The 24171-nt window shown below is 62.7% G+C and carries 20 protein-coding genes; 10 read left to right on the top strand and 10 right to left on the bottom strand.

Going from position 1 to position 24171, the window contains the following annotated elements:
* Positions 1-230: 230 nt before the first annotated feature.
* From N436_RS06675 to N436_RS06650, 5 genes are all read right to left on the bottom strand, one after another.
* Complete coding sequence (locus N436_RS06675; RefSeq protein ID WP_019096319.1) at positions 231-1043, bottom strand: OmpA family protein; 813 nt, start codon at positions 1041-1043, stop codon at positions 231-233.
* A complete protein-coding gene (locus N436_RS06670; protein WP_060500813.1) occupies positions 1040-1393 on the bottom strand; it encodes a DUF4398 domain-containing protein in 354 nt (117 codons plus the stop codon). The genes N436_RS06675 and N436_RS06670 overlap by 4 nt, the downstream gene beginning before the upstream one ends.
* 9 nt (positions 1394-1402) lie before the next feature.
* Positions 1403-2224: an ABC transporter substrate-binding protein gene (locus N436_RS06665; RefSeq protein WP_110740660.1), complete on the bottom strand. Its 822-nt coding sequence runs from the start codon at positions 2222-2224 to the stop codon at positions 1403-1405.
* Between the two features lie 188 nt (positions 2225-2412).
* On the bottom strand, positions 2413-3342 hold the full coding sequence (locus tag N436_RS06655; protein ID WP_110740659.1) for an electron transfer flavoprotein subunit alpha/FixB family protein: 930 nt from the start codon (positions 3340-3342) through the stop codon (positions 2413-2415).
* Positions 3343-4092 carry an electron transfer flavoprotein subunit beta/FixA family protein gene (locus N436_RS06650; RefSeq protein ID WP_016498683.1) on the bottom strand — a complete coding sequence of 250 codons (750 nt, stop codon included), beginning with the start codon at positions 4090-4092 and terminating at the stop codon, positions 3343-3345.
* Positions 4093-4624: 532 nt separating this feature from the next.
* On the opposite strand from N436_RS06650, the gene N436_RS06645 reads away from it, so the two are divergent.
* Entirely contained in the window at positions 4625-6307 is a 1683-nt protein-coding gene (locus tag N436_RS06645; protein WP_110740658.1) for an electron transfer flavoprotein-ubiquinone oxidoreductase, read from the top strand.
* Positions 6308-6420: 113 nt separating this feature from the next.
* On the opposite strand, the gene N436_RS06640 is transcribed toward N436_RS06645, so the two are convergent.
* The 3 genes from N436_RS06640 to N436_RS06630 form a co-directional block, all read right to left on the bottom strand.
* Positions 6421-6630, bottom strand: coding sequence for a type II toxin-antitoxin system MqsA family antitoxin (locus tag N436_RS06640; protein ID WP_105946489.1), 210 nt, complete (start codon positions 6628-6630; stop codon positions 6421-6423).
* Between the two features lie 65 nt (positions 6631-6695).
* Positions 6696-8021: an MFS transporter gene (locus N436_RS06635; protein ID WP_105946488.1), complete on the bottom strand. Its 1326-nt coding sequence runs from the start codon at positions 8019-8021 to the stop codon at positions 6696-6698.
* Positions 8022-8093: 72 nt separating this feature from the next.
* The gene (locus tag N436_RS06630) at positions 8094-8573 is read right to left on the bottom strand and encodes a histidine kinase (protein ID WP_105946487.1); all 480 of its coding nucleotides are present in this window, start codon (positions 8571-8573) and stop codon (positions 8094-8096) included.
* Between the two features lie 299 nt (positions 8574-8872).
* On the opposite strand from N436_RS06630, the gene azu reads away from it, so the two are divergent.
* Positions 8873-9334 (top strand): azurin, encoded by a 462-nt coding sequence (azu, locus tag N436_RS06625; protein ID WP_016711661.1) that lies wholly within the window; start codon positions 8873-8875, stop codon positions 9332-9334.
* Between the two features lie 37 nt (positions 9335-9371).
* Here azu and N436_RS06620 read toward each other — a convergent pair whose 3' ends face one another.
* Positions 9372-9872 carry a sigma-70 family RNA polymerase sigma factor gene (locus N436_RS06620; RefSeq protein ID WP_105946486.1) on the bottom strand — a complete coding sequence of 167 codons (501 nt, stop codon included), beginning with the start codon at positions 9870-9872 and terminating at the stop codon, positions 9372-9374.
* 230 nt (positions 9873-10102) lie between these two features.
* Here N436_RS06620 and N436_RS06615 point away from each other — a divergent pair, with 230 nt between their 5' ends.
* From N436_RS06615 to N436_RS06605, 3 genes are read left to right on the top strand one after another with little or no spacing between them, the layout of a single operon-like run.
* A complete protein-coding gene (locus N436_RS06615) occupies positions 10103-11284 on the top strand; it encodes an efflux RND transporter periplasmic adaptor subunit (RefSeq protein WP_060500796.1) in 1182 nt (393 codons plus the stop codon).
* A gap of 1 nt (position 11285) precedes the next feature.
* Positions 11286-13253, top strand: a complete 1968-nt coding sequence (locus N436_RS06610; protein WP_105946485.1) for a MacB family efflux pump subunit — start codon at positions 11286-11288, stop codon at positions 13251-13253.
* Positions 13250-14668, top strand: coding sequence for an efflux transporter outer membrane subunit (locus N436_RS06605; protein WP_105946484.1), 1419 nt, complete (start codon positions 13250-13252; stop codon positions 14666-14668). The genes N436_RS06610 and N436_RS06605 overlap by 4 nt, the downstream gene beginning before the upstream one ends.
* A gap of 56 nt (positions 14669-14724) precedes the next feature.
* On the opposite strand, the gene N436_RS06600 is transcribed toward N436_RS06605, so the two are convergent.
* On the bottom strand, positions 14725-16335 hold the full coding sequence (locus N436_RS06600) for a PvdJ/PvdD/PvdP-like protein (protein ID WP_110740657.1): 1611 nt from the start codon (positions 16333-16335) through the stop codon (positions 14725-14727).
* 146 nt (positions 16336-16481) lie between these two features.
* On the opposite strand from N436_RS06600, the gene N436_RS06595 reads away from it, so the two are divergent.
* From N436_RS06595 to N436_RS06575, 5 genes are all read left to right on the top strand, one after another.
* Positions 16482-17846, top strand: coding sequence for a dipeptidase (locus tag N436_RS06595; RefSeq protein WP_177410270.1), 1365 nt, complete (start codon positions 16482-16484; stop codon positions 17844-17846).
* An 8-nt stretch (positions 17847-17854) separates the two neighbouring features.
* Positions 17855-18730, top strand: coding sequence for a formylglycine-generating enzyme family protein (locus N436_RS06590; RefSeq protein WP_105946482.1), 876 nt, complete (start codon positions 17855-17857; stop codon positions 18728-18730).
* Positions 18731-18751: 21 nt separating this feature from the next.
* Positions 18752-19846 carry an aminotransferase class I/II-fold pyridoxal phosphate-dependent enzyme gene (locus N436_RS06585; RefSeq protein ID WP_110740656.1) on the top strand — a complete coding sequence of 365 codons (1095 nt, stop codon included), beginning with the start codon at positions 18752-18754 and terminating at the stop codon, positions 19844-19846.
* Positions 19847-19959: 113 nt separating this feature from the next.
* On the top strand, positions 19960-21609 hold the full coding sequence (locus N436_RS06580; RefSeq protein WP_105946480.1) for a cyclic peptide export ABC transporter: 1650 nt from the start codon (positions 19960-19962) through the stop codon (positions 21607-21609).
* 118 nt (positions 21610-21727) lie between these two features.
* Entirely contained in the window at positions 21728-24139 is a 2412-nt protein-coding gene (locus tag N436_RS06575) for a TonB-dependent receptor (protein WP_110740655.1), read from the top strand.
* The last annotated feature ends 32 nt before the right edge of the window (positions 24140-24171 follow it).

Raw genomic sequence — 24171 nt, 5'->3', positions numbered from 1 at the left:
AGGATACCGTAACAGTTGCAAAGTGTACTGGGACAGAATGCAACATAGTCGACAATACAACAGCGTGATAACTATCGAAACGATCAGGCCGACAAAAAACGGGACTGCGTTGCAGCCCATCGCCGGCAAGCCAGCTCCCACAGGGACAGCACAATACTTAAGACCTGCGCAGTCCCTGTGGGAGCTGGCTTGCCGGCGATGGGCCGCAAAGCGGCCCCTTTTCACAAGATTCAGCGCGCTGGCGCGAGCCGCCCCTTGTCATCCGAAAACACGATCTCCACCCGACGGTTCTGCGCCCTGCCCCGCTCAGAGGCATTGGCCTCGATCGGGTACTGGTCGCCATAGCCCTCGACCTGCAAACGCTTTTCGTCGATGCCCAGGTCCACCAGCATGTCAGCCACGGCCTGCGCCCGGTCGCGAGACAGTTTCAGGTTGTCCTCGGCCGCGCCGGTGCTGTCGGTATAGCCTTCGATGCGTACCACCCGACGCGGGTTAAGCTGAAGGAACTGCACCAGCTTGAGTACGGTGCGGCTGGCCGAGTTCTTCAGGTCGGCACGGCCGGTATCGAACAGCACGTCGCCCAAGGTCATCACCAGGCCACGGTCGGTCTGCTCCGAGGCCAGTGCCGCGATTTGCGACTCGACCCATTTGCCCTGTTGCTGCACGCTGGCCAGCTTGGCCTCGCGCAAGGCCAGCTGCAGGCGCTGGCGCTCCAGGTCGAGCTTGGTCTGGCGCTCCTGGTTCAGCGCCAGCTTGGCATGCTCACGGGCAATTTCGCTGTAGCGCTGGCTGAGGTAAGCGTAATGGCGCACATCGGAACCGGTGCCGATGTAGCTGGACAAACGCTCGGCACGGGCCAGCGACTCGCCCGCGCGGATCACATCACGCGGCGCACTGCGCAGCACATCGGAATCATCCTTGACCTTCGCGAAGGCGGCACTGGCTTCATCCAGCGCTGCAGAACTGCGCTGGCTGGCACAGCCTTGCAAGCCTGCGGCCAGCGCCAGCACTACCAGCGCGGCCAACGGCGTACGGCGGATCATGGCTGCACCTCCAGTTGCTTGCGCAGGCGCTTGACCCGCGACTGCAGCAGCTGCAGCTGCTCTTCGCTCTTCTGGTTCAGCACCTGGGCCTCGGCCAGGCGTGCATCCAGCTCGGCCTGCTCGGCACGCATACGCGCATCGCGGTAGTCTTCGGTCAGCATGTTGGCCTTGGCCCGGGCCAGCTTGTCTTCAGCCAGCTTCAGCGTTTCGACCTGCTCGGTGGCACCTACGGCCTTGGCCTGCTCCAGGGCCTGTTCGGAAATGCGCATCTGCTCGTCAGGGGCCGGATCATTGGCGCAGCCAGCCAGGCCAAGCATGGCCAAGGCAAGGATTAGTGGTTGGGTTCTCACGCAATCTTCCTAGTGTTTGGGGGCGTCCGCCGGCACCTGCAACTGCGCTTTCCAGCGCTCGACATTTCGTTGCAGGACCGCCTCGGACGCACCGGAGATCGGCAATTCTGTCAGTTTTTTCGCCAATTGCCCACGCAACCAGCTGTCATTGCAGGCCGAGTTGTGCGAAAGGGCCAGGTACAGGCCTGGCCGGTCCACCGGCAGGCCACGGGCGATCAGGTCATTGCTCATACCCAGGCTCTGGACCATGGCCATGCCTGAATAGCGGCCAGCCAGCACGTAGTCCACTTGGCCGAGCACCAGTTTCTGGAAGGCCTGGGTAAGGTTCTGCGCCGGCACCAGCTTGAGCTGGGCCTTGGCGAAGGCGGTGAAGGCCGGGGTTAGCCGTGCGCGCTCGGACAAGCTGCCCTGATACCTGGCCAGGTCCGCCGGGCCATCGAAGGTCAGCTGGGCATCATGACGCGTCCACACCAGGTACTCGTTGAGCTGCAACGGCGGGTGGATGTAGTCCAGCGCGGTCAATTGCTCCACCTGCATGAGGGTGTCGAGCAACAGATCCATGCGCCCACTGCGCACTTCCTCCAGTGCCTGGTCGCGGCGACCTGCGCTCAGTACTTCGACTTTTACACCCAGCTCGCCAGCCACCTGACGCAACAGGTCGACGTTGGCGCCGATCAGGTGTTTAGGGTCTTGTGGGTCTTGCCACGAATAGGGCGGTGCATCAGGGCTGCCGGTTGCCACCAGGCGTTCGCATTTGCCAGCCGCCATGGCCAGCGGCGAAACCAACACCACCACGCATGCCAGTACCCTGCCTGCTTTACGCAGCACCATTGCTCACTCCTTGTATTGCTTGGCCCGGCCCTATCGCCGGCAAGCCAGCTCCCACAGGTAGCGCACAAGCCCTGAGAACAGTGCAGTGCCTGTGGGAGCTGGCTTGCCGGCGATAGGGCCGGAACAGACCACAAAAAAACCCGGCCCCCTGTACGAGGGCCGGGTTCTTTATAAGTGAAGCAGGCGGATCAGACCAGCTTTTCCAGCTCCGGTACCGCTTCGAACAGGTCAGCGACCAGGCCGTAGTCGGCCACCTGGAAGATCGGCGCTTCTTCGTCCTTGTTGATCGCAACGATCACTTTGGAGTCTTTCATGCCGGCCAGGTGCTGGATCGCGCCAGAGATACCGACGGCGATGTACAGCTGTGGCGCAACGATCTTGCCGGTCTGGCCGACCTGCATGTCGTTCGGCACGAAGCCGGCGTCAACCGCAGCGCGCGAAGCACCAACGGCAGCACCGAGCTTGTCGGCCAGGCTGTACAGGTGCTTGAAGTTGTCACCGTTGCCCATGCCACGGCCGCCGGACACGACGATCTTGGCAGCGGTCAGCTCTGGGCGGTCGGACTTGGCCAGCTCTTCGCCAACGAAGGCCGAAATGCCAGCGTCGTGCGCAGCACCAACAGCTTCAACAGCGGCCGAGCCACCTTCGGCGGCGACAGGGTCGAAGCCGGTGGTACGCACAGTGATGACCTTGACCGAAGCGCTCGACTGCACGGTGGCAATGGCGTTACCGGCGTAGATCGGGCGCTTGAAGGTGTCGGCAGACTCGACCGAGATGATCTCGGAAATCTGGTCCACGTCCAGCAGCGCGGCAACGCGCGGCAGGATGTTCTTGCCGTTGGTGGTGGCCGGGGCCAGCACGTGGCTGTAGCCGCTCGCCAGCTCTTTGATCAGCGGCGCGACGTTCTCTGGCAGCACGTGGGCGTAGGCAGCGTTATCGGCAACCAGCACCTTGGCCACACCAGCGATCTTGGCAGCAGATTCGGCAACGCCACCGACGTTCTGGCCAGCGACCAGCACGTGCACATCCCCACCGATCTTGGCGGCGGCAGCAACAGTGTTCAGGGTAGCCGGGGCTACGGCACCGTTTTCGTATTCAGCGACAACCAGGATAGTCATTTAGATTACCTTCGCTTCGTTCTTCAGCTTCTCGACCAGTTCGGCCACCGATTTGACCTTGATGCCAGCGCTGCGGGCAGCCGGGGCTTCAACCTTCAGGGTCTTGTTGGTGGAGGCGAGGGAAACGCCCAGCGCGTCCGGAGTAACGGTCTCCAGCGGCTTCTTCTTGGCCTTCATGATGTTCGGCAGCGACGCGTAGCGCGGCTCGTTCAGGCGCAGGTCGGTGGTGACGATGGCTGGCAGGTTCAGCGATACGGTCTGCAGACCGCCATCGATTTCACGGGTGACGTTCAGCTTGTCGCCAGCCACTTCCACCTTGGAGGCGAAGGTGCCTTGCGCGTAGCCGGTCAGCGCAGCCAGCATCTGGCCGGTCTGGTTGTTGTCGCTGTCGATGGCCTGCTTGCCGAGGATGACCAGCTGTGGCTGCTCCTTGTCGACAACGGCTTTCAGCGCCTTGGCCACAGCCAGGGAGTTCAGTTCGTCAGCGGCTTCTACCAGGATGGCGCGATCGGCACCCAGGGCCAGGGCGGTACGCAGTTGCTCCTGGGCAGTGGTCGGGCCGACGGAAACGACGACGATCTCGGTCGCAACGCCCTTTTCCTTCAAGCGGACAGCCTCTTCCACGGCGATTTCGCAGAAGGGGTTCATGGACATCTTGACGTTAGCAAGGTCGACGCCGGAGTTGTCCGCCTTTACGCGAACCTTGACGTTGTAGTCGACCACTCGTTTGACAGCTACAAGAACCTTCATGGATTCCTCGTTACTCTCCGGTGAATAGATAGTCGCCTGGGACTGAGCCCTGCGATGCGCGTGGGTACAAGGGCACCTCTAAAAACGTATCGGGAGGCAATAACTTCACAGTGACCGAACAGTCTTGTTCGGACCATTGCGACAAATACTCACGGGTCATTTTCTGTCGTGGCGTGTAAACTCCACTACAAACCGGCCAAAGGCCGCAAAACCCTGCTCCACACCTGGTCTTTAGAGGTGTACCTGCGCCCGGCTGCAAGCCTACGGCGAACGTAAAACCGCTCGTATCTTGACCGTAACACCCCATCCGGTCAATACGGCAAATCGGTCACCCTCCAGCCGCGCTCCTGTGATTTTACTGGCCTGCGGCAAATTCAAACAAACGTTTGTATTGGACCCGCCAAGTGGTGTAGATATAATGCGCGGCCAAGACAAAACGGTGTAGTCCGTCATTTGCGCAGCTACAGTTCCGCTCCCGTGATGAGCCACTGCGCGCAAGCACCCATAAGACAAAGCAACAGCACGAGCCTTGATGAGTAGGAGAGAACCAGTGGAACGCGAATACATGGAATTCGACGTGGTCATCGTCGGCGCCGGCCCGGCGGGCCTGTCCGCCGCCTGCCGCCTGAAGCAGAAGGCCGCCGAAGCCGGTAGCGAAATCAGCGTCTGCGTGGTGGAAAAAGGCTCTGAAGTGGGCGCCCACATCCTCTCCGGCGCAGTGTTCGAACCCCGCGCCCTGAACGAGCTGTTCCCCGACTGGAAGGAACTCGGCGCGCCGCTGAACACCGAAGTGAAGCGTGACGACATCTACGTGCTCAAGGATGCCGGCAGCGCCACCAAGGTGCCTGACCTGTTCGTGCCCAAGACCATGCACAACGAAGGCAACTACATCATCTCGCTGGGCAACCTGTGCCGCTGGCTGGCCCAGCAGGCCGAGAACCTGGGCGTGGAAGTCTACCCAGGCTTCGCCGCCCAGGAAGCGCTGTTCGATGAAAACGGCGTGGTGCGCGGCATTGTCACCGGTGACATGGGTGTGGACCGTGAAGGCAACCCGAAAGACGGCATGTACACCCCGGGCATGGAGCTGCGTGGCAAGTACACCCTGTTCGCCGAAGGTTGCCGTGGCCACATCGGCAAACAGCTGATCAAGCGCTTCAACCTGGACAGCGAGTCCGATGTGCAGCACTACGGCATCGGCCTGAAGGAAATCTGGGAAATCGACCCGGCCAAGCACGAGCAGGGCCTGGTGGTGCACACCGCTGGCTGGCCGCTGGACGTGATGGCCAAGGACAACACCGGTGGTTCGTTCCTTTATCACCTGGAAAACAACCAGGTGGTGGTCGGCCTGATTGTCGACCTGTCCTACGCCAACCCTTACCTGTCGCCATTCGATGAGTTCCAGCGCCTGAAGCACCATCCGGTGATCAGCCAGTACCTCGAAGGCGGCAAACGCATCAGCTACGGCGCCCGCGCCCTGGCCAAGGGCGGCATCAACTCGCTGCCGAAAATGGTCTTCAATGGTGGCGCACTGATCGGTTGTGACCTGGGCACCATGAACGTGGCCAAGATCAAAGGCAGCCACACGGCGATGAAGTCCGGCATGCTCGCCGCCGAGGCGGTGGCCGACGCACTGCTCGCCGGCAGCGAGGGCGGCGATCAGCTGAACAGCTACGTCAGCGCCTTCAAGGCGAGCTGGCTGTACGAAGAACTGTTCGCCAGCCGTAACTTCGGCCCGGCCATGCACAAGTTCGGCCCGCTGCTGGGCGCCGCGTTCAACTATGTGGACCAGAACTGGTTCGGCGGCAAGCTGCCGTTCACCCTGCACGACACCAAGCCGGACTACGCCTGCCTCAAGCTCGCGGCCGACTCGAAAAAGATCGACTACCCGAAACCGGACGGCAAGCTCAGCTTCGACAAGCTCAGCTCGGTATTCCTCTCCAGCACCAACCACGAAGAGGAACAACCCTGCCACCTGAAGCTGACCGACCCGAACGTGCCGATCGCCAGCAACCTGCCGCTGTACGACGAACCGGCACAACGCTACTGCCCGGCAGGCGTGTACGAAGTGGTCACCCAGGAAGACGGCAACAAGCGCTTCCAGATCAACGCGCAGAACTGCGTGCACTGCAAGACCTGCGACATCAAGGACCCGGCCCAGAACATCACCTGGGTTACCCCTGAGGGCGCGGGTGGGCCAAACTACCCGAACATGTAAGGCCCCTGCCCTTGCGGCAACAAAAAGCCCCCGGTTCTCACGAGCCGGGGGCTTTTTGCTTCAACTGATTGGGCAGCACCGCCCACGATATAAGCAGTCTCGAGCAAACTGCATTACACACCTACATCATCGACTTGGCGTTCGAATGCCGACATCAGAGCGCTAATGCGCGTAGCTTCGTCATGAGTCAAAATTACCTCACCACAAGCAGAACAGTAATCGCCAATCACATCGGGAATGACAGTCGACTCACCTTTATATTGATAAGGCATGCCTTGAGACTGCGCTTCTAGCTCCGCACCTCCACATAGGGGACATTTCATTTCAAGCTCCTTGAAAGATTCAATGCCCTTGAAGTCTGCCTCAATACACCAAGACCGTTACCGGCTCATTTGTCACCACACATGATCGGCATCGGCTCCGCCGCGAACGCCAATGGCTCCCGACGCCCGAAATACAAGGCTGTCAGCAGCCCCACCGTGCCCATGATCAGACAAAACCCGACACACACCCACGGGCTCCACGGCATCAGCGCAATCAGCGCCAGCGGCGTGGTACTGGCCCACAGCGCGTAGGCCACGTTGTAGGTGAAGGAAATGCCCGACACGCGAATCTCGGCCGGGAACAATCCAACCATCACCGACGGCACCACACCGACCACGCCGCAGGACAGCCCCGCCAGCGCATAAGCCAGCCAGGTCATCTCCCACTGCCCCACCAGGCTGGCGTACAGCGCACCGATCCCCAGCGGCAGCAACACGCTGTAGAGCATCAGCGCACGCCAAGCCCCTACACGGTCGACCAGCAACCCGGCCAGCACGCAGCCGATGTTGAGGAAAACAATACCCACGCTGCTCAGGGCGAAGGTGTGCCCGGCGCTCATGCCAAAGCGTTGCTGCATTACCGTGGGGGTGATCACCACCAGCACCACCACGGCCGAGGTCAGCACACAGGTCAGCAATGCCGCCGGAATCAACGCCCGGCGGTGCTCGCCCAGCACCCGCCGCAACGGGAATTTCACCGGCTGTTCCTGGCGCGCACGCAGGGCAAGGAACACCGGTGTTTCGCTAAGCCAGCGGCGCAGCCACACGCCAATCACACCAAACACGCCACCCAGCAGGAACGGGTAGCGCCAGGCGTAGTCGAGGATTTCCTGCGGCGTGAACACCTGCGCCAGCAACGTCGCGGTCAGTGCCCCCAGCAGGTAGCCGAAGGTCAGCCCGGCCTGCAAGAAGCCCAAGGCATACCCGCGTCGCCCGGCAGGCGCGTGCTCGGCGACGAAGGTCCAGGCACTCGGCACCTCGCCCCCCACTGCCGCGCCCTGGAGAATGCGCAGCGCCAGCAGGATCAACGGCGCGGCATAGCCGATGTCGGCATAGGTCGGCATCACCCCGATCAACAGGCACGGCAGGGCCATCATCAGGATGCTCAGGCTGAACACCCGCTTGCGCCCCAGGTGGTCGGCGAAGTGCGCCATCAGGATGCCGCCCAACGGCCGCGCCAGGTAGCCGGTGACAAAGATCCCGAAGCTTTGCAGCAGGCGCAGCCACTCTGGCATCTCGGGCGGGAAGAACAGCTGGCTGAGGGTCAGCGCAAAAAATACGAAAATGATGAAGTCGTAGATTTCCAGCGCGCCACCCAGTGCCGCCAGGCCCAGGGTCCGATGGTCGCCGCGGCTGAACCGGGGCGGGCGAGCGGTATCGATGGCAGTCATGGCAGGGTCCGCAAATCGGCAAAGGGCAAGAGGATAGCAAATAGCTGCCCCGTTGCCCCACCTGCTGCACCGCTAGCGGTTGAACACCGTGTGCGCGAAGTTGGCCCGCGGCCGTGGCCGCGCGGTAGCCGCCGGCATGGCGCCCGGCAGCGGCAACTTGCCGACCAGCATCGGCCCGTCGATGATCGCCATGAATGACTCCAGCGCCTCGTTATCGGGCACCTGCGGCAGGCTCAGGCTGACCGCCTGGCGCTCGGCCTGCGGCACCGCAGGCACTTTCAACTGGCTGGAATGGTAAAGCAGGGCGTGCTGGATCTGTGTACTGACGCGACAAAAACGCTCCAGGTCTACCCCGGCATGGCTGGCCAGTTCGATATTGCCCAGCAGCAAGTGAAAAGGCTGCAAGGCGCACTGCACCAAACGCTGCAGCTCCTCGAAGCTGTCAACGGGGGCGATCCGGTAGTAGCCCAGGCCATTGAGCAGCCGCTCCAGCTGCAACCGCTGGCAGGGGTGGGTATCGGCAATGAGAATGCGCAGGGTCTTGTTTGCCATGGTCGGGCCTGGGCAGCTGGGTAATGGGTACATTCCATGACCTTACTGCGCCCGTTAAGGCTACTGTCAGGGCCATGCCTGGCAGCGGTCTACTTTGATAGAAGTCGGGAACGCCGCATAAATCAAGTGATTGACTGACGGAATTTGCATTTGCCTTTAGCCCGGTACTCCGGTTTGCCACTTGCGCTCACCCCGTCAAGCCGTGCAGGTAACCGCGCGCCTAAACCCAGACGCTCGCACTTCGTTTAAAGGAGGCTCATGCCCCAAGGCATCGCCTCTTACATTCGCGGAGAACCCAGATGTTTCGCCCGGCCCTAGCCTTTTTCGCCCTGACCCTGTCCAGCGTCGCATGGTCCGCCGAGCCCTGTTCGGTAGACATTCACAGTACCGACCAGATGACCTACGACCTGAAAACGATCACCGTACCGCAGACCTGCCAACGCTTTACCGTTAACTTGCTGCACACCGGCACACTGCCCAGGAATATCATGGGCCACAACTGGGTGCTGGCCAAAAAGGACGACATCAAAGGCGTGACCACCGATGGCGCTGCGGCAGGTGAGGCCGATAACTACCTCCAGCCGGGCGACAAGCGCGTGCTCGCCCATACCCGACTGATCGGGGGCGGCGAAAAAGATTCGGTCACTTTCGACACCGGCATGCTGCAGGCAGGCCAGGCGTACGCGTTCTTCTGCTCCTACCCTTTCCACTCCACCATGATGAAGGGCACCCTCACATTCGGTACCTCGTCAGGCAGCTGACGCTATCGAAAAGTGGGCCGACAAGCCGAACGTACGCTCAGGCCTCGGCCCACTCACGCATACGCAGCCGGCAATGCTTCATGGCGTTGACGATGTGCTTCTCCACCATGGCCTTGGACAGGCCCAGACGCGTGGCAATCTCCCCATGTGACAGGCCTTCGAGCTTGCGCAGCAAGAAGCACGCCCGGCAGGTTTCGCTCAGCTCCGCCACTGCACGCTGCAGCAACTCCAGGCGCTCTTCCTGGCGACAGGCGCCGTGCACGGGGGCGACGAAGAATCGCTCATCGGTTTCCAGAACCTCCAGAGGCTCGGCGCGACGAAGCTGGTTGCGCCGATGTCCATCGGTGACCAGGTTGAGGGCGGTGCGGTAAAGGAAAGCGCGGGGATGGGAGATCTGCGTGTCGTCACACCGCTCGAGTACCCGCAGATACGCCTCCTGCGCGATATCTTCAGCAGCATGATGGCTACCCAGACGCGAACGAAGGAACCCGACCAGTTCACGGTAGTAATGCTCGAGCAGTACACCCGAAGACGGCATCGAAGCGCTTTCCCTGTTGTCCGATGATGATAGAAGACCGCTGCAGGCCAAGTAATGGCACCGCTGGCGCATAAAATATAATAATTCTCATCAAGCTTAAAGACGTTGTTACATTTCCACGCCCGCAACGCGCGTTCCCCGCTAAATCCGCCCTGATCGCTTTCGTTTAATCGGCAGCCTCCCTAGCTGATCCTTGGTGACAGCGGCCCTCTCATGGTCGGAAATCCTGCATGATCCCTCAACGCCTTACCCGTCGTGCCGTAACGCTCGCGCTGTGCCTTATTCCGGTGGCCGCATTCGCCACCTGGCAACTGTTGCCCGGCGAGGCCGAGCAGCGGCCGTTCGTCAGCGTCAGCCGTGGCAACATCGAATCCAGTGTCACCGCGCTGGGCACCCTACAGCCCCGTCAGTACGTCGACGTGGGCGCGCAGGCCTCCGGGCAGATCCGCACGTTGCACGTAGAAGTCGGTGACACCGTCAAGCAGGGGCAACTGCTGGTGGAAATCGACCCTGCCACGCAACAGGCCCAGCTGGATGCCGAGCGCTATGCCATCCAGACCCTGAAAGCGCAGGTCAAGGAGCAACGTGCCGAGCATCTCCTGGCCGAACAGCAGTTGCGTCGCCAGCAGCGGATGGCCAGCGACGGCGCCACGCGTGAAGAGGATGTGCAGACGGCCCAGGCCAAGGTGCTGACAACCCAGGCGCGCATCGACATGTATGAGGCGCAGATTCTCCAGGCGCAGGCCACGTTGCGCAGCGCGCAGGCTCAGCTCGGCTACACCCGCATCTACGCCCCGATCGGCGGTACCGTGGTGGCTGTCGATGCACGAGAAGGGCAAACCCTGAACGCGCAGCAACGCACCCCGCTGATCCTGCGGATCGCCAAGCTGTCGCCGATGACGGTATGGGCCGAGGTCTCTGAAGCCGACATCGGCCAGGTCAAGACCGGCATGCAAGCCTACTTCACCACCCTGGGCAGCGGCGGCAGGCGCTGGACCAGCACTGTCAGGCAGATTCTGCCGATCCCGCCCAAACCGCTGGATCAGCTCAGCCAGGGCGGCGGCAGCCCGGTTGCCGCCGGTACGGCAAGCGGCAGCGGGACCGGCCGCGTGGTGCTCTACACCGTGCTGCTGGATGTCGACAACGATGACAACGCGCTGATGGCCGACATGACTGCCCAAGTGTTCTTCGTCGCCGGATCTGCCAAGGATGTATTGACCGTGCCCATCGCGGCGCTTCAGGGACGCGGCCAGGGCGAGGGGCTGCAGACTGCCCATGTTCTGACCGGCAAAGGCGACGTGCAGACGCGCCAGGTACGTACCGGGCTCAGCGACCGCCTGCGCGTGCAGATACTCGACGGGCTTGCGGAAGGTGACAAACTGCTGATCGGCCCTGTCGGCGGTGAGGGTTGACATGAGCACTCCGCTGATAGAGCTGGTCGGCATCCGCAAATCCTACGGCGGCGGCGACAGCCCCCAGGTCGATGTGTTGCGCGGCATCGACCTGAAAGTCCATGCCGGAGAGTTCATCGCCATCGTCGGCACCTCGGGCTCTGGCAAGTCGACCCTGATGAACATCCTGGGTTGCCTCGACCGCCCAAGCGCCGGGCACTATCGCTTCGCCGGCCAGGATGTTGCCGGCCTGAACAATGACGAACTGGCCTGGTTGCGCCGCGAAGCGTTCGGGTTCGTGTTTCAGGGTTATCACCTGATCCCCTCCGCCTCGGCGCAGGAAAACGTGGAGATGCCGGCGATCTACGCCGGAACCACGGCGGCCCGGCGCGCCGAAAGGGCCAAGGCCCTGCTGCAACGCCTGGGCCTGGGCGAGCGCACCGGCAATCGCCCGCGCCAGCTTTCAGGCGGCCAGCAACAACGGGTGTCCATCGCCCGGGCATTGATGAACGGCGGCCACATCATCCTGGCGGACGAGCCCACCGGTGCGCTGGACAGCCACAGTGGCACCGAGGTCATGCGCCTGCTGGATGAACTGGCCGAGCAAGGCCATGTGGTGATCCTGATCACCCACGACCGCGATGTGGCCGCCCGGGCGCAGCGCATCATCGAGATCCGCGACGGCGAAGTGATCAGTGACAGCGGCGCCGACCAGGCGCCGCCACCGCGTCGCCCAGGTGCGCTGCAAGCCGTCGATCTGGCCGGGCGCCTGGTGCGTGCCGACAGCCAGGGCAGCCCCTGGCTGGGCGAGACCCGGGACGCCCTGCAAGCCGCCTGGCGGGTCATGTGGAGCAACCGCACACGCACCGCGCTGACCCTGCTGGGGATCATCATCGGCGTCGCGTCGGTGGTCGTGATGCTGGCGGTGGGTGAAGGCAGCAAGCGCCAGGTCATGGCCCAGATGGGCGCGTTCGGCTCGAACATCATCTTCATGAACGGTGCCCCTCCAACACCGCGCGCTCCGCCCGGCAACGTTCGCCTCAGCGACGTGCAGGCGCTGGCCGAGCTACCTCAAGTGAAGTCCATCATGCCGGCCATGACAGTGGAAGCGCAGGTGCGCTTTGGCAATCGTGACCTGGAGTCGACCATCGGTGGCTATTCGCCTGTGTTCCCGACGCTGATGAGCTGGCCCGTCAGCGAAGGCAGCTTCTTTACCGACAACGACCTGGCCACGGCTGCGACCGTGGCGGTGATCGGCTCGGAGGTGCGCAAGAAGCTGTTCGTTGACGGCCAGGACCCGATCGGCCAGTACATCCTCATCGAGAACGTGCCCTTCCAGGTGATCGGCGTGCTCGCCAGCAAAGGCTCCAGTGGCGCCAACCAGCGAAACGACCTGCGCATCGCCGTGCCGTACTCAGCGGTTTCCATACGTCTTTCCGGCACGCAACACCCGGAATACGTGATCATCGGTGCCGCCGACAGCACCCAGGTGCATGACACCGAACGCGCAATACGCCAACTGATGCTGAGCCTGCACGGTGGCATCGAAGACTTCGAGATCGACAACAGCGCGGCGATGATCCAGGCCGAGGCGGCGACACGCAACGGGTTGTCCCTGATGCTTGGCGCCATTGCCGCCATTTCGCTGCTGGTCGGCGGGATCGGCGTCATGAACGTGATGCTCATGACCGTCCGCGAACGCACCCGCGAAATCGGCATCCGCATTGCCACCGGCGCCCGACAGCGCGACATCCTGCGCCAGTTCCTGACTGAAGCCGTGGTGCTTTCGCTGACCGGCGGCCTGATTGGCGTCTGCCTGGCGTTGCTGATCGGCGTGGTTCTCAGCCTGGCCAAGGTGGCCGTGGCGTTTTCTGCCCTGGCGATAGTGGGTGCCTTCGCCTGCTCGGTAGCCACGGGCGTCATCTTCGGTTTCATGCCTGCGCGCAAAGCCGCCGCCCTCGACCCTGTCGCCGCCCTGACCAGTGAATGACCATGACCAGAACCCCGTTTTTACTGCTACCGCTGCTGACCATCCTGAGTGCTTGCAGCCACACCCCTGCGCCACTGGACAGCGGTATCGCTGCACCTGCCAGCTGGCAAAGTCCGGCTGGCGGCACGGCGGCCTCCGCGCAGTGGTGGACGACTTTCAATAGCGCTCAACTGAGCCAACTGATCGAGCAGGCGCGCCAGGGCAGCCATGACCTGCGCGCCGCCATGGCCAGGGTCAGGCAGGCACAGGCCGACCTGCGTATTGCCGGCGGCCCCCTGCTACCGCGCCTCGACGCCAGCGCCGACGCCTATCACCAGCGCTTGCTACGAGGCCAAGGGTACAGCGAGCAGGACACGTCGAACCGCGAGCGGACCTACCGCTACTTCAACACGGCCCTGACGACCAGCTACGAGCTGGACTTCTGGGGTAAAAATGCCGCTGCGCGTGACAGTGCCCGCCTTGGCCTGCAAGCCACTGCACGTGACCGTGACACGCTCGAACTGAGCCTGACGAGCAGCGTTGCCGATACTTACCTGAGTGCCCTCGCCGCTCGCGAGCAGGCACGCATCGCCGCGCTTAACCTGGAAAACGCCGACAAGGTCCTGAGCCTTGTGCGCACGCGATTCCAGGCCGGGTCGTCGACTGCCCTGGAACTGGCCCAGCAAGAGAGCCTTGTGGCCAACCAGCGACAACAGTTGCCGCTCTACCAACAAGAGGCCCGCGATGCGCAGATCACCCTGGCAACCCTGCTTGGCGTGCCGGTCCAGGCGCTAGAACTGGCCGATCAGCCTTTCGATCAACTGAGTGGCCCGAGCATTGCCGCCGGTATTCCCAGCCAACTGCTGACGCGTCGCCCGGATATCGCTGGCGCAGAGGCGCGCCTGGCTGCGGCTCAGGCGGATGTCAGCGTTGCGCGGGCAGCACTGTTCCCCACGGTGAGCTTGACGGCCAGCCTGGCCACTGGCGACAGAAAAGCCATCGACCTGCTGCGCAATCCGGCGCTCAACCTCGGTGCCGGTCTGACGGCGCCCATTTTCAATAATGGCGCCTTGCGCGCCGAGCGTGATCGCGCCATCGCTCGCCAGGACGAGCTGCTCGAGGCCTATCGCAACGTGCTGATCACCAGTTTCGGCGAAGTCGAGAAGGCCTTGAACAGCGTCGACGGTCTGGACCGCCAGACACACTGGCAGCATGAAGCGCTCAACCAGGCGCAACGCGCCTTCGATCTGGCCGAGAACCGCTACCGGGCCGGGGCCGAAGACCTGCTCAGCGTGCTGGAAGCGCAACGCAGCCTGTTTACAGCACAGGCCGAACGGGTACGGCTGCGCAAAGCGCGTTTGCAGGCCAGTGTTGCGCTTTACAAGGCATTGGGCGGCGGCTGGACGGCGTCGGACACACTGATGACAGCGAGGTAGGCAAGCCCCCTGACGGGAGCCCTACCCGCTGCAACACCGGCCAAAAATTGTCAACGCTACAAACCGTCACGTCGCGGGCCGGGTGCCAGATGGCGGGCATACCAAGGCCGCTGAGGCACCCTGCCGGCCAGGCGATCGCCGTCTTCTTCAGGGCTGAAAATGACTTGCAAGGCCAGCTTCATGGTCTCGATGTCCAGTTTCCCGGTGCCGCCGCCATTGCCCAGCCCCCAGGCACCGCAACCTTCACGCGTAGGCCCCAGCCAAGGCTCGGCCACACGCACCCAGCGCCCTGGCGCAAACCACGGAATACCATCGATCATCTGCGGCTTCACTTCCCCCGGGTGCGCCTGCTGGTGGGCCAGGTACCAATCGTTCAGGCGGTCGTCGATCCAGCCATGAAAGGCCCAGAACACCGGGTTGACGTGGGAGGAAAACGGATCGCCGAGGAAGTCGTTCTCGGCGCGGAACCAGCGTTCGGAAAAATCGTAGTTGCGACGCCCGTAAGGCATCGGGTAATCCGAGTTCGGGTCACGCCCCAGGGATGCCCAACGCATGTGCAGCCAATCATGGATTCCCAATTCGATGCGTGAACCCAACTCTCCCAGACACAGGGTGCTGAGGTATTGCGGATCATGCAGCTGGGCTTCCCACAGCTGGAAGTTGGCGTGCAGCCCCTGGCTGCTTTTGACGTAGTACAGCCACTGGCTGAAGGCTTCATCGTCGGCCGCCTGCCAGTTGGGCGGGACGCTGTAGCCGTCGCGGTTGTCGAGGTAATCGAAAAACGCCTGAACGCCCTGCCCGATCGATGGGCGTGCCGCAGGCAGGCTTGCCCAGGAACGCAGGTCCTGGACCTCGCGCACGCCATGCAGCATGTGCCGATGCATGAACAGAAAATCCTCGCCGGAGCCGTTGCGATGGCGATCATGCCCGCGTGCGTTGCGCTCCTTGCCCAACGGGCCGACCTGCCAACCCAGCGCACGCACCATCTGCCGCCGGGATTCATCGATGCGGTGCCAGCGATCGCGGCTGGCGTGCCAGAGCTGGTGATAGTAGCGACGCTGCGGTGAAATCAGGTCCTCGTGCAGCGCCGCCACGTACGGCAGCCGCTCACGCGCCAGCACGAACGGTCGGCGGACGGCGACAAAGCTCGCTTGCGCCCCGGAATGCCCCGCCTGTGTCCCTGCCAGGCGTACGTGCCCACTCAGGGTCGCGCTGCCTCCCCCCTCGCTCCAGTCGCCCCATATCTCATCCAGCACGGCATCGCAGTCATAGGCCTCGCCAGAACCCGCCATCATCTTCAGTTGCACCTTCGGCAGCCGGTCGGCAGCCAACGGGCCGTATACCTGCAAACCCTGACCGCCATAGGGCGCAGTACCCAGGTAGCCGCGCACGGCACGGGCACCCTGCCCTACGTCGAGCAGCAGCTGCTGCGGTCGGGCCAGCCCGGCCAGCGCCGGGTGATCGCTCGTCATGCGCCAGTCCCAGATCCCGACCAGGCGTTCACCCAACAGCGCATTGGGCAGGTCGTCGACCGGCACCGCAGGCTCGTCACTGCTCAGCTCCACTTCCTCGGCCCGCTGCCACGCCTGCCGTGCGTAATAGCCGGCAGGCAGTGCTACACCGGCGGCCACCAGGCCCGCCAGGATCTTACGACGTGACACTTTCATCCACTGTACTCATGACGTGACTCCTGCTGCGAAAACGAATGGTTGAGGGAGCGATTTAGAGGGTTGCTAAATTCTCTTGGGCTCGGCTCGTTTCACCCAGCAAGTTCGAACGGCATGGGGCCGTCGTGCAGGCGGTCGAGTACGCAATGAAGAAACAGGCTTTTTTTTCGCGCAGATGGCCATGGGCTTTGGCCCTTCTGCTCTTGCTCCTGGCGGCCGCAGGCGCCTGGTGGTATTGGGTCTACCTTGCCAAACACCCCTACGGCCGGGAAATCGAACAGCGGGCCAACGCCCTGCAGGCGCGCATCCCGGCCCTGGATGCGCACCTTGACGTGCCGCTGAGCTATGGCACCGATGGCGAGGAAGCAAACCGTGACGGCCCGACCCAGTTCGACCTGGTGAAAGCCGCCAAAGGCCGCCTGAGCGGCGCCTCGATCGCAATCTGGTCATGGCCGGAGTTCTGGAGTGGGCCCAATTGGCCGCACCGCCCCACACCCGGGTTCGAGGCGGCGATGGCCAACGAACTGGAAGTTCGCTATCGGATCATCACCAGCATCGCCAAGGACTACCCTGCGCAGGCCGGCATCGCTTACACCCCTGCCGACTTCCGCCGACTGGTCAGTGAAGGCAAGTTCGCCATCATTATCAGCCTGCTCAACGCCGCCCCCCTTGGCGACGACATCGACAAGCTGGACCACTGGGCCGCACGCGGCATGCGGGTGTTCGGGCCAGGCTACGTCGGTAACAACAGCTGGGTCGACTCGGCGCGCCCCCTGCCCTTCCTGGGCGATTCGGTCGACCCGCTGGGCGGTCTTTCCGACACCGGTCGTCGCGCCATCACCCGGCTCAACGACCTTGGCGTGGTCATCGACGTCTCGCAGATGTCCAGCCAGGCCCTGACCCAGGTCACCCAGCTGAGCCGCGCACCGGTCATGGCCTCGCACACTGGGGTGCAAGGCATGATGGACATTCGCCGCAACCTCAGCGACGCGGACCTGGCACACATCAAGGCCACCGACGGGCTGGTCAACATCGTGGCCTACTCCCACTACCTCAAGCCGTTCTCGCGCCCGACCATCGAAAAGATGAACGCGTTACGCGCCAAGTATGGCCTGCCAGACGTACAGAACCAGACCCAGATGGGCACCACCACCGACCCGGTGTTCTCGATCTGGTCGGAGAAAAAGTTCGGTGAATACCTCACGCCGTTCTACGACATCCTCGGCGCCGAGCCCGAAGCGACCCTGGCCGACTACGTCGACTCGATCGACTACGCGGTGAAGAAGATCGGTATCGACCATGTCGGCATCAGTTCCGACTTCAACGACGGCGGCGGTGTGGTTGGCTGGGAAAATGTCAGCCAGAGCCGCAACGTCACTGCCGAACTGATGCAGCGTGGCTATTCCGACGAAGACATCGCCAAGCTCTGGGGCGCCAACTTCCTGCGTGTGTGGGAAGCCGCCCAGAAGGCCGCCAGGCCGGCCCCTCCTCCCGTTGCCCACTACCCGTAAGGAAACCCATGAAACGGCTGACCTCACTGATTGCCCTCGGTTGTCTCTCGCTGTCGCTCGAAGCCCTCGCTGCCGACCCGGCTGCACCGGGCAAGGTTTTCAAAGACTGCAAGGATTGCCCGGAAATGGTCGTGCTGCCTGCCGGCAGCTACGTGATGGGTACCCCCGATGACGAACTGGGCAAACAGGACGATGAAGGTCCGTTGCACACCGTGACCTTCGCCAAGGCCTTCGCCATGAGTCGCTTCCATGTGACTGCCGGGCAATGGCAGGCCTATGCCAAGGAAACCCACACGGTGCTGCCCGACGGCGACGACCGCCCGGGGCGGCTGTGCAAGAACGGCAAGCCCAGCTACCCGCAAGGCCCGACGCAGCCTGCGGTCTGCATGACCTGGGATGAGGCGCGCGGCTACATCGCCTGGCTCGCCAAGAAGACCGGCAAGCCCTACCGCATGGTCAGCGAGGCCGAACGCGAGTACGCCGGCCGCGCCGGCTCCACCGGCCCCTTCCCGTTCCCCTTCGACCAGGAAGGGGACTATCAGATCAGCAAGCATGCCAACACCTACGGGCCGCGTGATGGCTTCACCTACACGGCACCGGTCGGTAGCTTCCCTGCCAATGCATTCGGCATGTACGACATGCATGGCAACGTCTACGAGTGGGTCGAGGACTGCTGGCATACCGATTATGTCGGCGCGCCCACCGACGGCAGCGCCTGGACCACCGGTGGTACCTGCACACACCGGCAGATTCGCGGCAACGACTACCTGGAACCGCCCATCTTCTCCCGCTCGGGCAACCGCAACGAGCGCGAACCCGACGTGCGCGGCGACTGGCTGGGCTTTCGGGTAGCCCGCGCCCTTCAGGACGGTGAACCCAACTGACAATCCACAGGGAGAGTGACCATGCCCACCTTGAGCAGACGCCGTTTCGTCGCCGCCGCTACCTTGACCGGCCTCGCCCCCGCCATGCCCGCCTGGGCGGCGGGCGCCGCGAGCGACCCACCGGCGGACGACGCCATTATCCGCCTGGATTACAACGAGAGCCCGTATGGCCCCTGCCCTTCGGCACTCGAAGCAATGCACCAGGGCGCTCGCCAGAGCGGGCACTATTTTCCGGAACACGAATACCGCCTGGCTGAGCTGTTCGCCCGGCAAAACCAGGTCCCCGAAGACCATGTGGCCGTCTTCTGCGGCTCCCGCTCGCCGTTGCAGTACGCCTTGGCTCGCCACGCAGACAACCGCACCGTGGTCACCGCCGCGCCGACCTATGACTCGGTGGCCAATGGCGCCAGGGCTGTCGGCGCAACCGTGCATGAGGTGCCGCTCGATGCCCGTCACGCCCATGACGTACGCGGCATGCTTGCCGCCACCCGGCAACCCGGGGTGCTGTACCTGTGCAACCCGAACAATCCCACGGGCACGCTGACCCCACGCGCCGACATCGAGCACCTGGTCACCCACAAGCCGGCAGGCAGCCTGGCGATCATCGATGAGGCCTATATCCACTTTACCGACGCGCCCTCCTGCCTGGACCTGGCGGTCAGCCATGACAACGTCATGGTCCTGAGAACGTTCTCCAAGCTCTATGGCATGGCTGGTGCCCGCCTGGGGCTGGTGGTCGGCAAACCAGCATTGCTCGCCGACCTGCAACGCCTGAACGGCTACAACTTCGTACCACTTGCCGCTGCCATGGGCGGCATTGCCAGCCTGCAACAAGAAGACCTGGTCAGTGAACGAAAACACATCAATCGAGGCATTCTGCGGAACACGATCGACGCCTTGCAAAAGGCCGGCTACCGCTGCACCGACGCCCAGGCCAACTGCTTCATGGTGGCCCTCGGCCGCCCCGCCAAACCTGTGATCGAGGCACTCGCGCAACGCAACATCCGGGTCGGGCGGGTATTCGAGGCGTGGCCGCAGTGGATGCGTGTCAGTGTCGGCACACCGGCGCAGATGCAGGCCTTCCTGAAGGCGTTTCTTGACGTCATGCACGGCTGAGGTCAGCCGCCTAAATCCACCCTCCGCGGCTTCGTTTAACACCTACCCAACAGCAGCGCCCGCAAGGCGCTGCTCCCCCCGCCAGCGTCGGCTGATCTACTCAGGAGCACATCATGTCCCAGCCCACCCGCGGCGCCGTGCAGGACCTCTTCGCCCTGCTCAAGCCGTTTAAATACACCGTCGCGCTTTCCGTCATCCTGGGCATGGTCGGCGGCCTCAGCATCACCTTTCTGCTGGCCACCATCAACCGGGCCCTGCACGACGATTCCGGCCTGACCCAAGGCGTGGTCTGGGGCTTCGCCGGGCTTTGCCTGGTGGCCCTGGCCAGCTCGGTGTTTTCCGACATCGGTAGCAACCGGGTGGGCCAGCACATCATTGCCGCCTTGCGCAAATCGCTGGGCGAGAAGGTGCTGTCGGCCCCCATCGAACAAATCGAGCGCTATCGCAGCCATCGGCTGATCCCGGTGTTGACGCATGACGTGGACACCATCAGCGATTTCGCCTTCGCCTTCGCGCCCCTGGCGATCGCCCTGACCGTCACCCTGGGCTGCCTGGGCTACCTGGCCATGCTGTCCTTGCCCATGTTCCTGCTGATCCTGACCGCTATCGCCCTCGGCACCGTCGTCCAGTACATCGCACGGGCCCGGGGCATGCAGGGGTTCGTCGCGGCGCGTGATGCCGAGGATGAGCTGCAACGACACTACAATGCGATCGCCGGTGGCGCCAAGGAGCTGCGCATCCACCGCGCTCGCCGCCAACGTATGTTCAGCCGCAACATCCAGGGCACGGCCGACCTGATTCGCGATACCCAGATCCGCTCCATCAATACCTTCGTCATCGCCAAGACCTTCGGCTCGATGCTGTTCTTCGTGGTCATCGGCCTGGCGCTCGCCTTGCAATCGTTATGGCCCAACAGCGACAAAGCGGTCATGAGCGGTTTCGTCCTGGTGCTGCTGTACATGAAAGGCCCACTGGAATACCTGATAGGCACGCTGCCAATCATCAGCCGCGCCCAGATCGCCTTCCGCCGGGTTGCCGAGCTCTCCGAACGGTTCTCCTCGCCAGAGCCGCACCTGCTGCTCGAAGACAAGGCCAGCCAGCTGCCCGCCTTGCGCACCCTCGAGCTGCGTGATGTGCGCTTCGCCTTCCCTCCGGTCGACGGCAACGCACCGTTTACCCTGGGGCCGGTAAACCTGCAGATCCGCCAGGGCGATATCGTCTTCATCGTCGGCGAGAACGGCTGTGGCAAGACCACCCTGATCAAGCTGCTGCTAGGCCTGTACCCGCCGCAACAAGGCGAGATTCGCATCAACGACCAGCCCATCACCGCGCGGGATCGCGACGATTATCGCCAGCTCTTCACCACCATCTTTTCCGATTACTACCTGTTCGACGACCCCTTCCTGGGCGCCAAGCAGGTGCCAGAGAGCGCCGAGGTCTATCTCAAGAGGCTGGAAATCGCACACAAGGTCAGCATCCGCGACGGCAGCTTCACCACCACCGACCTCTCGACCGGGCAACGCAAGCGACTGGCGCTGATCAATGCCTGGCTCGAAGAGCGCCCGGTGCTGGTGTTCGATGAGTGGGCTGCAGACCAGGACCCGACCTTCCGGCGCATCTTCTACACCGAGCTGCTGCCCGAGCTGAAGCGCCTGGGCAAGACAATCATCGTCATCAGCCACGATGACCGCTATTTCGATGTCGCCGACCAGCTGGTGCGCATGGCGGCCGGCAAGGTGGTCGTCGAGGCGTGCGTCGCCTGATGCAATAAAAGCGAAACATTTGCATTCCGGTTTGTCATCAGCCGTGCGTCATACCCCTAGTCACCCTAAAAAAAGATCTGCCCAGCCTATCCACTCAACATCTACAACGAGCACCGAAATGCCCACCCACCTTCGATTGAATCACCTGACCCGGGCGCTTGGCCTTCGACGCGCATTCAACGCCCAACTGCCAGCACTGGCCCTGAGCCTGGCCCTGCCCTTGGCCGTCCAGGCGCAAGATCAGCAACTGACCTTGAATATCCCGGCACAGCCCTTGAGCTCGGCGCTGAAGGCATTTGCGGAGCAGACCGACGTGCAGGTGTTGTATGAGCCCGATGCCGTACAGAACCTGCGCTCAGGTGCGTTGAGCGGCCGCTACAATCTGGATGAGTCGGTACGCGTGCTGCTCAGGGAAAGTGGCTTGCGCTATCAGTTGCGCGACAACACCTTGACCTTGCAGGCGGCCTACGAAGGTGGCAGCGCGATGCTGCTCGATGCCACGAGTATCCAGTCCAGAACCCTGGGTGCCACAACCGAGGGAACAGGGTCTTACATCACCGGTTCCACCAATACCGCAACGAAGCTGGCCCTGTCGCCTCGCGAAACCCCACAGTCGGTCAGTGTGGTGACGCGTCGCCAGATGGACGACCAGAACATGCAGTCACTCGACGATGTCGCGCGCGCTGCCACCGGTATCAATACCGTGAAGGACTTCGGTACCGAGCGTTCGCGTTACTTCTCTCGGGGTTTCCAGGTCAACGACCTGCAGTACGACGGTGTGCCAAGCAGCATCTCGGAAAGCTTCTCCATGGACGTCACTTCGGTGAACAACATGGCGATCTATGATCGGGTCGAGTTCGTTCGCGGCGCGAACGGCCTGATGCAAGGCGCCGGCTCGCCCTCGGCAGCGATCAACCTGGTGCGCAAGCGCCCGGGCGATACCTACCAGATGAAGGCGGAGATCGGCGCAGGGTCGTGGGACAACTACCGCGGCCAGATCGACGTTGGTGGCCCGCTCAATGCCGAAGGCACCCTTCGCGGGCGCACGGTCATGCTCTACAGTGCCGGCAACAGTTTCGTGGACAGGGCCAACAAGGACAACCAGCTGTTCTATGCGATCGGCGAAGCCGACCTGAGCGACTGGACAACGGTCAGCCTGGGTACCGTGTTGCAGAAGGACAACAATGGCGGATATGACTGGGGCGGCCTGCCAACTCAGAAAAGCGGCAGCTTTTACCCCTTCTCCCGATCGACTTCCTTCGCGCCGGGCTGGGCACACCTGAACAAGATCAACCGCACCGTGTTCGGCGACGTTCGGCACGAATTCAACGAGGACTGGAAGCTGACTGTGAACGGCAGCATGACCTGGTCCAATGCTGACTTCCTTGCCTTGTATGGCACCAACGTGGGCAACGACCAGCTCCAACTGCGTACCAACGATACCAAGTACGACGACGAGCAGATCAGCCTCGATGCGGCGCTCAATGGTGCGTTTGACCTGTTCGGTCGCAAGCATGAGCTGGTCTTCGGTGCTACGGCACGCAAGGATCGCTTCATCAACGAATCGCGTTACAACGACAACCCCACGACCGTCGACATTCTCGATTTCGACCCTCACCTGGTCGCCACCCCTACCTACAGTGGCGAGCGCTTGCAGTACCGGGCGGTGCGCAAGGACAAGGGGGTTTATGCCGCGACGCGCCTGAACGCTACCGACGATCTGCATGTGATTTTGGGCAGCCGCCTGAGCTCGGTGAAGTACGAGTCTCCGGACGAGATGGAACCGTTCGAGGAAAAGAACAAGATCATCCCGTATGGCGGCATCGTCTACGATGTCACCGACAACACCTCGGTCTATGCCAGCTACACCGAAATCTACCAACTGCAAGCCAACTATGGCGTGGATAACCACTTGCTCAGCCCGATCACCGGCACCAACTACGAAGTCGGGATCAAGAACGAGTTTCTGGGTGGCCGCGTCAACACCGCCATCGCGCTCTTCCAGGTAGACCAGAGCCACATGCCCGAGAGGATCAACGGAGCAGCGAAATGTGGCCCAGGCGGTGCCTACAACTGCTATGAGGAAGGCGGCAAGGTACGCAACCGTGGTTTCGACATCGAGGTCGGGGGTGAGGTCCTGCCGCAGTGGAACGTGATGGCGGGGTACACCTACAGCCATCCCGAGTATGTCGCCGGCGCCAAGAAAGGTACTGACTACTCGACCGAAACGGCCCCGCAACGACTGTTCAAGGTCTCGACCAACTATCAGTTGCCTGGCCGCTTCCAGGACTGGAGAGTCGGTGGCAACGTCTACCATCAGAGCAAGATCTACCTGGGCGATGTGAAGCAGAGCGCCTACAACCTTGTCGATCTCAACACGCAGTACAAGATCAACAACAACTTGAGCGTGCAACTCAACCTGAACAACGTGTTCGACAAGAAGTACTATTCGTCTGTCTTTAACAGCAACCTGGGCAACTACTTCGGCGCACCGCGTAACTTCGGCCTTACCCTGCGCTACGAAAACTGAAGCCGCTGGGCTGACCTTGGCCCTGAATGCAA

Origin of the sequence: Pseudomonas sp. RV120224-01b, from assembly GCF_003208145.1 — a bacterium.
Taxonomy (GTDB): domain Bacteria; phylum Pseudomonadota; class Gammaproteobacteria; order Pseudomonadales; family Pseudomonadaceae; genus Aquipseudomonas; species Aquipseudomonas monteilii.
The sequence above is the reverse complement of the archived record's forward strand: the minus strand, read 5'-3'. Positions and strand labels throughout refer to the sequence as shown.

Coding starts and splice junctions, on each gene's coding strand:
- N436_RS06675 (WP_019096319.1), bottom strand. CDS start 1,043: ATGATCCGCCGTACGCCGTTGGCCGCGCTGGTAGTGCTGGCGCTGGCC.
- N436_RS06665 (WP_110740660.1), bottom strand. CDS start 2,224: ATGGTGCTGCGTAAAGCAGGCAGGGTACTGGCATGCGTGGTGGTGTTG.
- N436_RS06655 (WP_110740659.1), bottom strand. CDS start 3,342: ATGACTATCCTGGTTGTCGCTGAATACGAAAACGGTGCCGTAGCCCCG.
- N436_RS06650 (WP_016498683.1), bottom strand. CDS start 4,092: ATGAAGGTTCTTGTAGCTGTCAAACGAGTGGTCGACTACAACGTCAAG.
- N436_RS06645 (WP_110740658.1), top strand. CDS start 4,625: ATGAGTAGGAGAGAACCAGTGGAACGCGAATACATGGAATTCGACGTG.
- N436_RS06640 (WP_105946489.1), bottom strand. CDS start 6,630: ATGAAATGTCCCCTATGTGGAGGTGCGGAGCTAGAAGCGCAGTCTCAA.
- N436_RS06635 (WP_105946488.1), bottom strand. CDS start 8,021: ATGACTGCCATCGATACCGCTCGCCCGCCCCGGTTCAGCCGCGGCGAC.
- N436_RS06630 (WP_105946487.1), bottom strand. CDS start 8,573: ATGGCAAACAAGACCCTGCGCATTCTCATTGCCGATACCCACCCCTGC.
- azu (WP_016711661.1), top strand. CDS start 8,873: ATGTTTCGCCCGGCCCTAGCCTTTTTCGCCCTGACCCTGTCCAGCGTC.
- N436_RS06620 (WP_105946486.1), bottom strand. CDS start 9,872: ATGCCGTCTTCGGGTGTACTGCTCGAGCATTACTACCGTGAACTGGTC.
- N436_RS06615 (WP_060500796.1), top strand. CDS start 10,103: ATGATCCCTCAACGCCTTACCCGTCGTGCCGTAACGCTCGCGCTGTGC.
- N436_RS06610 (WP_105946485.1), top strand. CDS start 11,286: ATGAGCACTCCGCTGATAGAGCTGGTCGGCATCCGCAAATCCTACGGC.
- N436_RS06605 (WP_105946484.1), top strand. CDS start 13,250: ATGACCATGACCAGAACCCCGTTTTTACTGCTACCGCTGCTGACCATC.
- N436_RS06600 (WP_110740657.1), bottom strand. CDS start 16,335: ATGAAAGTGTCACGTCGTAAGATCCTGGCGGGCCTGGTGGCCGCCGGT.
- N436_RS06595 (WP_177410270.1), top strand. CDS start 16,482: ATGAAGAAACAGGCTTTTTTTTCGCGCAGATGGCCATGGGCTTTGGCC.
- N436_RS06590 (WP_105946482.1), top strand. CDS start 17,855: ATGAAACGGCTGACCTCACTGATTGCCCTCGGTTGTCTCTCGCTGTCG.
- N436_RS06585 (WP_110740656.1), top strand. CDS start 18,752: ATGCCCACCTTGAGCAGACGCCGTTTCGTCGCCGCCGCTACCTTGACC.
- N436_RS06580 (WP_105946480.1), top strand. CDS start 19,960: ATGTCCCAGCCCACCCGCGGCGCCGTGCAGGACCTCTTCGCCCTGCTC.
- N436_RS06575 (WP_110740655.1), top strand. CDS start 21,728: ATGCCCACCCACCTTCGATTGAATCACCTGACCCGGGCGCTTGGCCTT.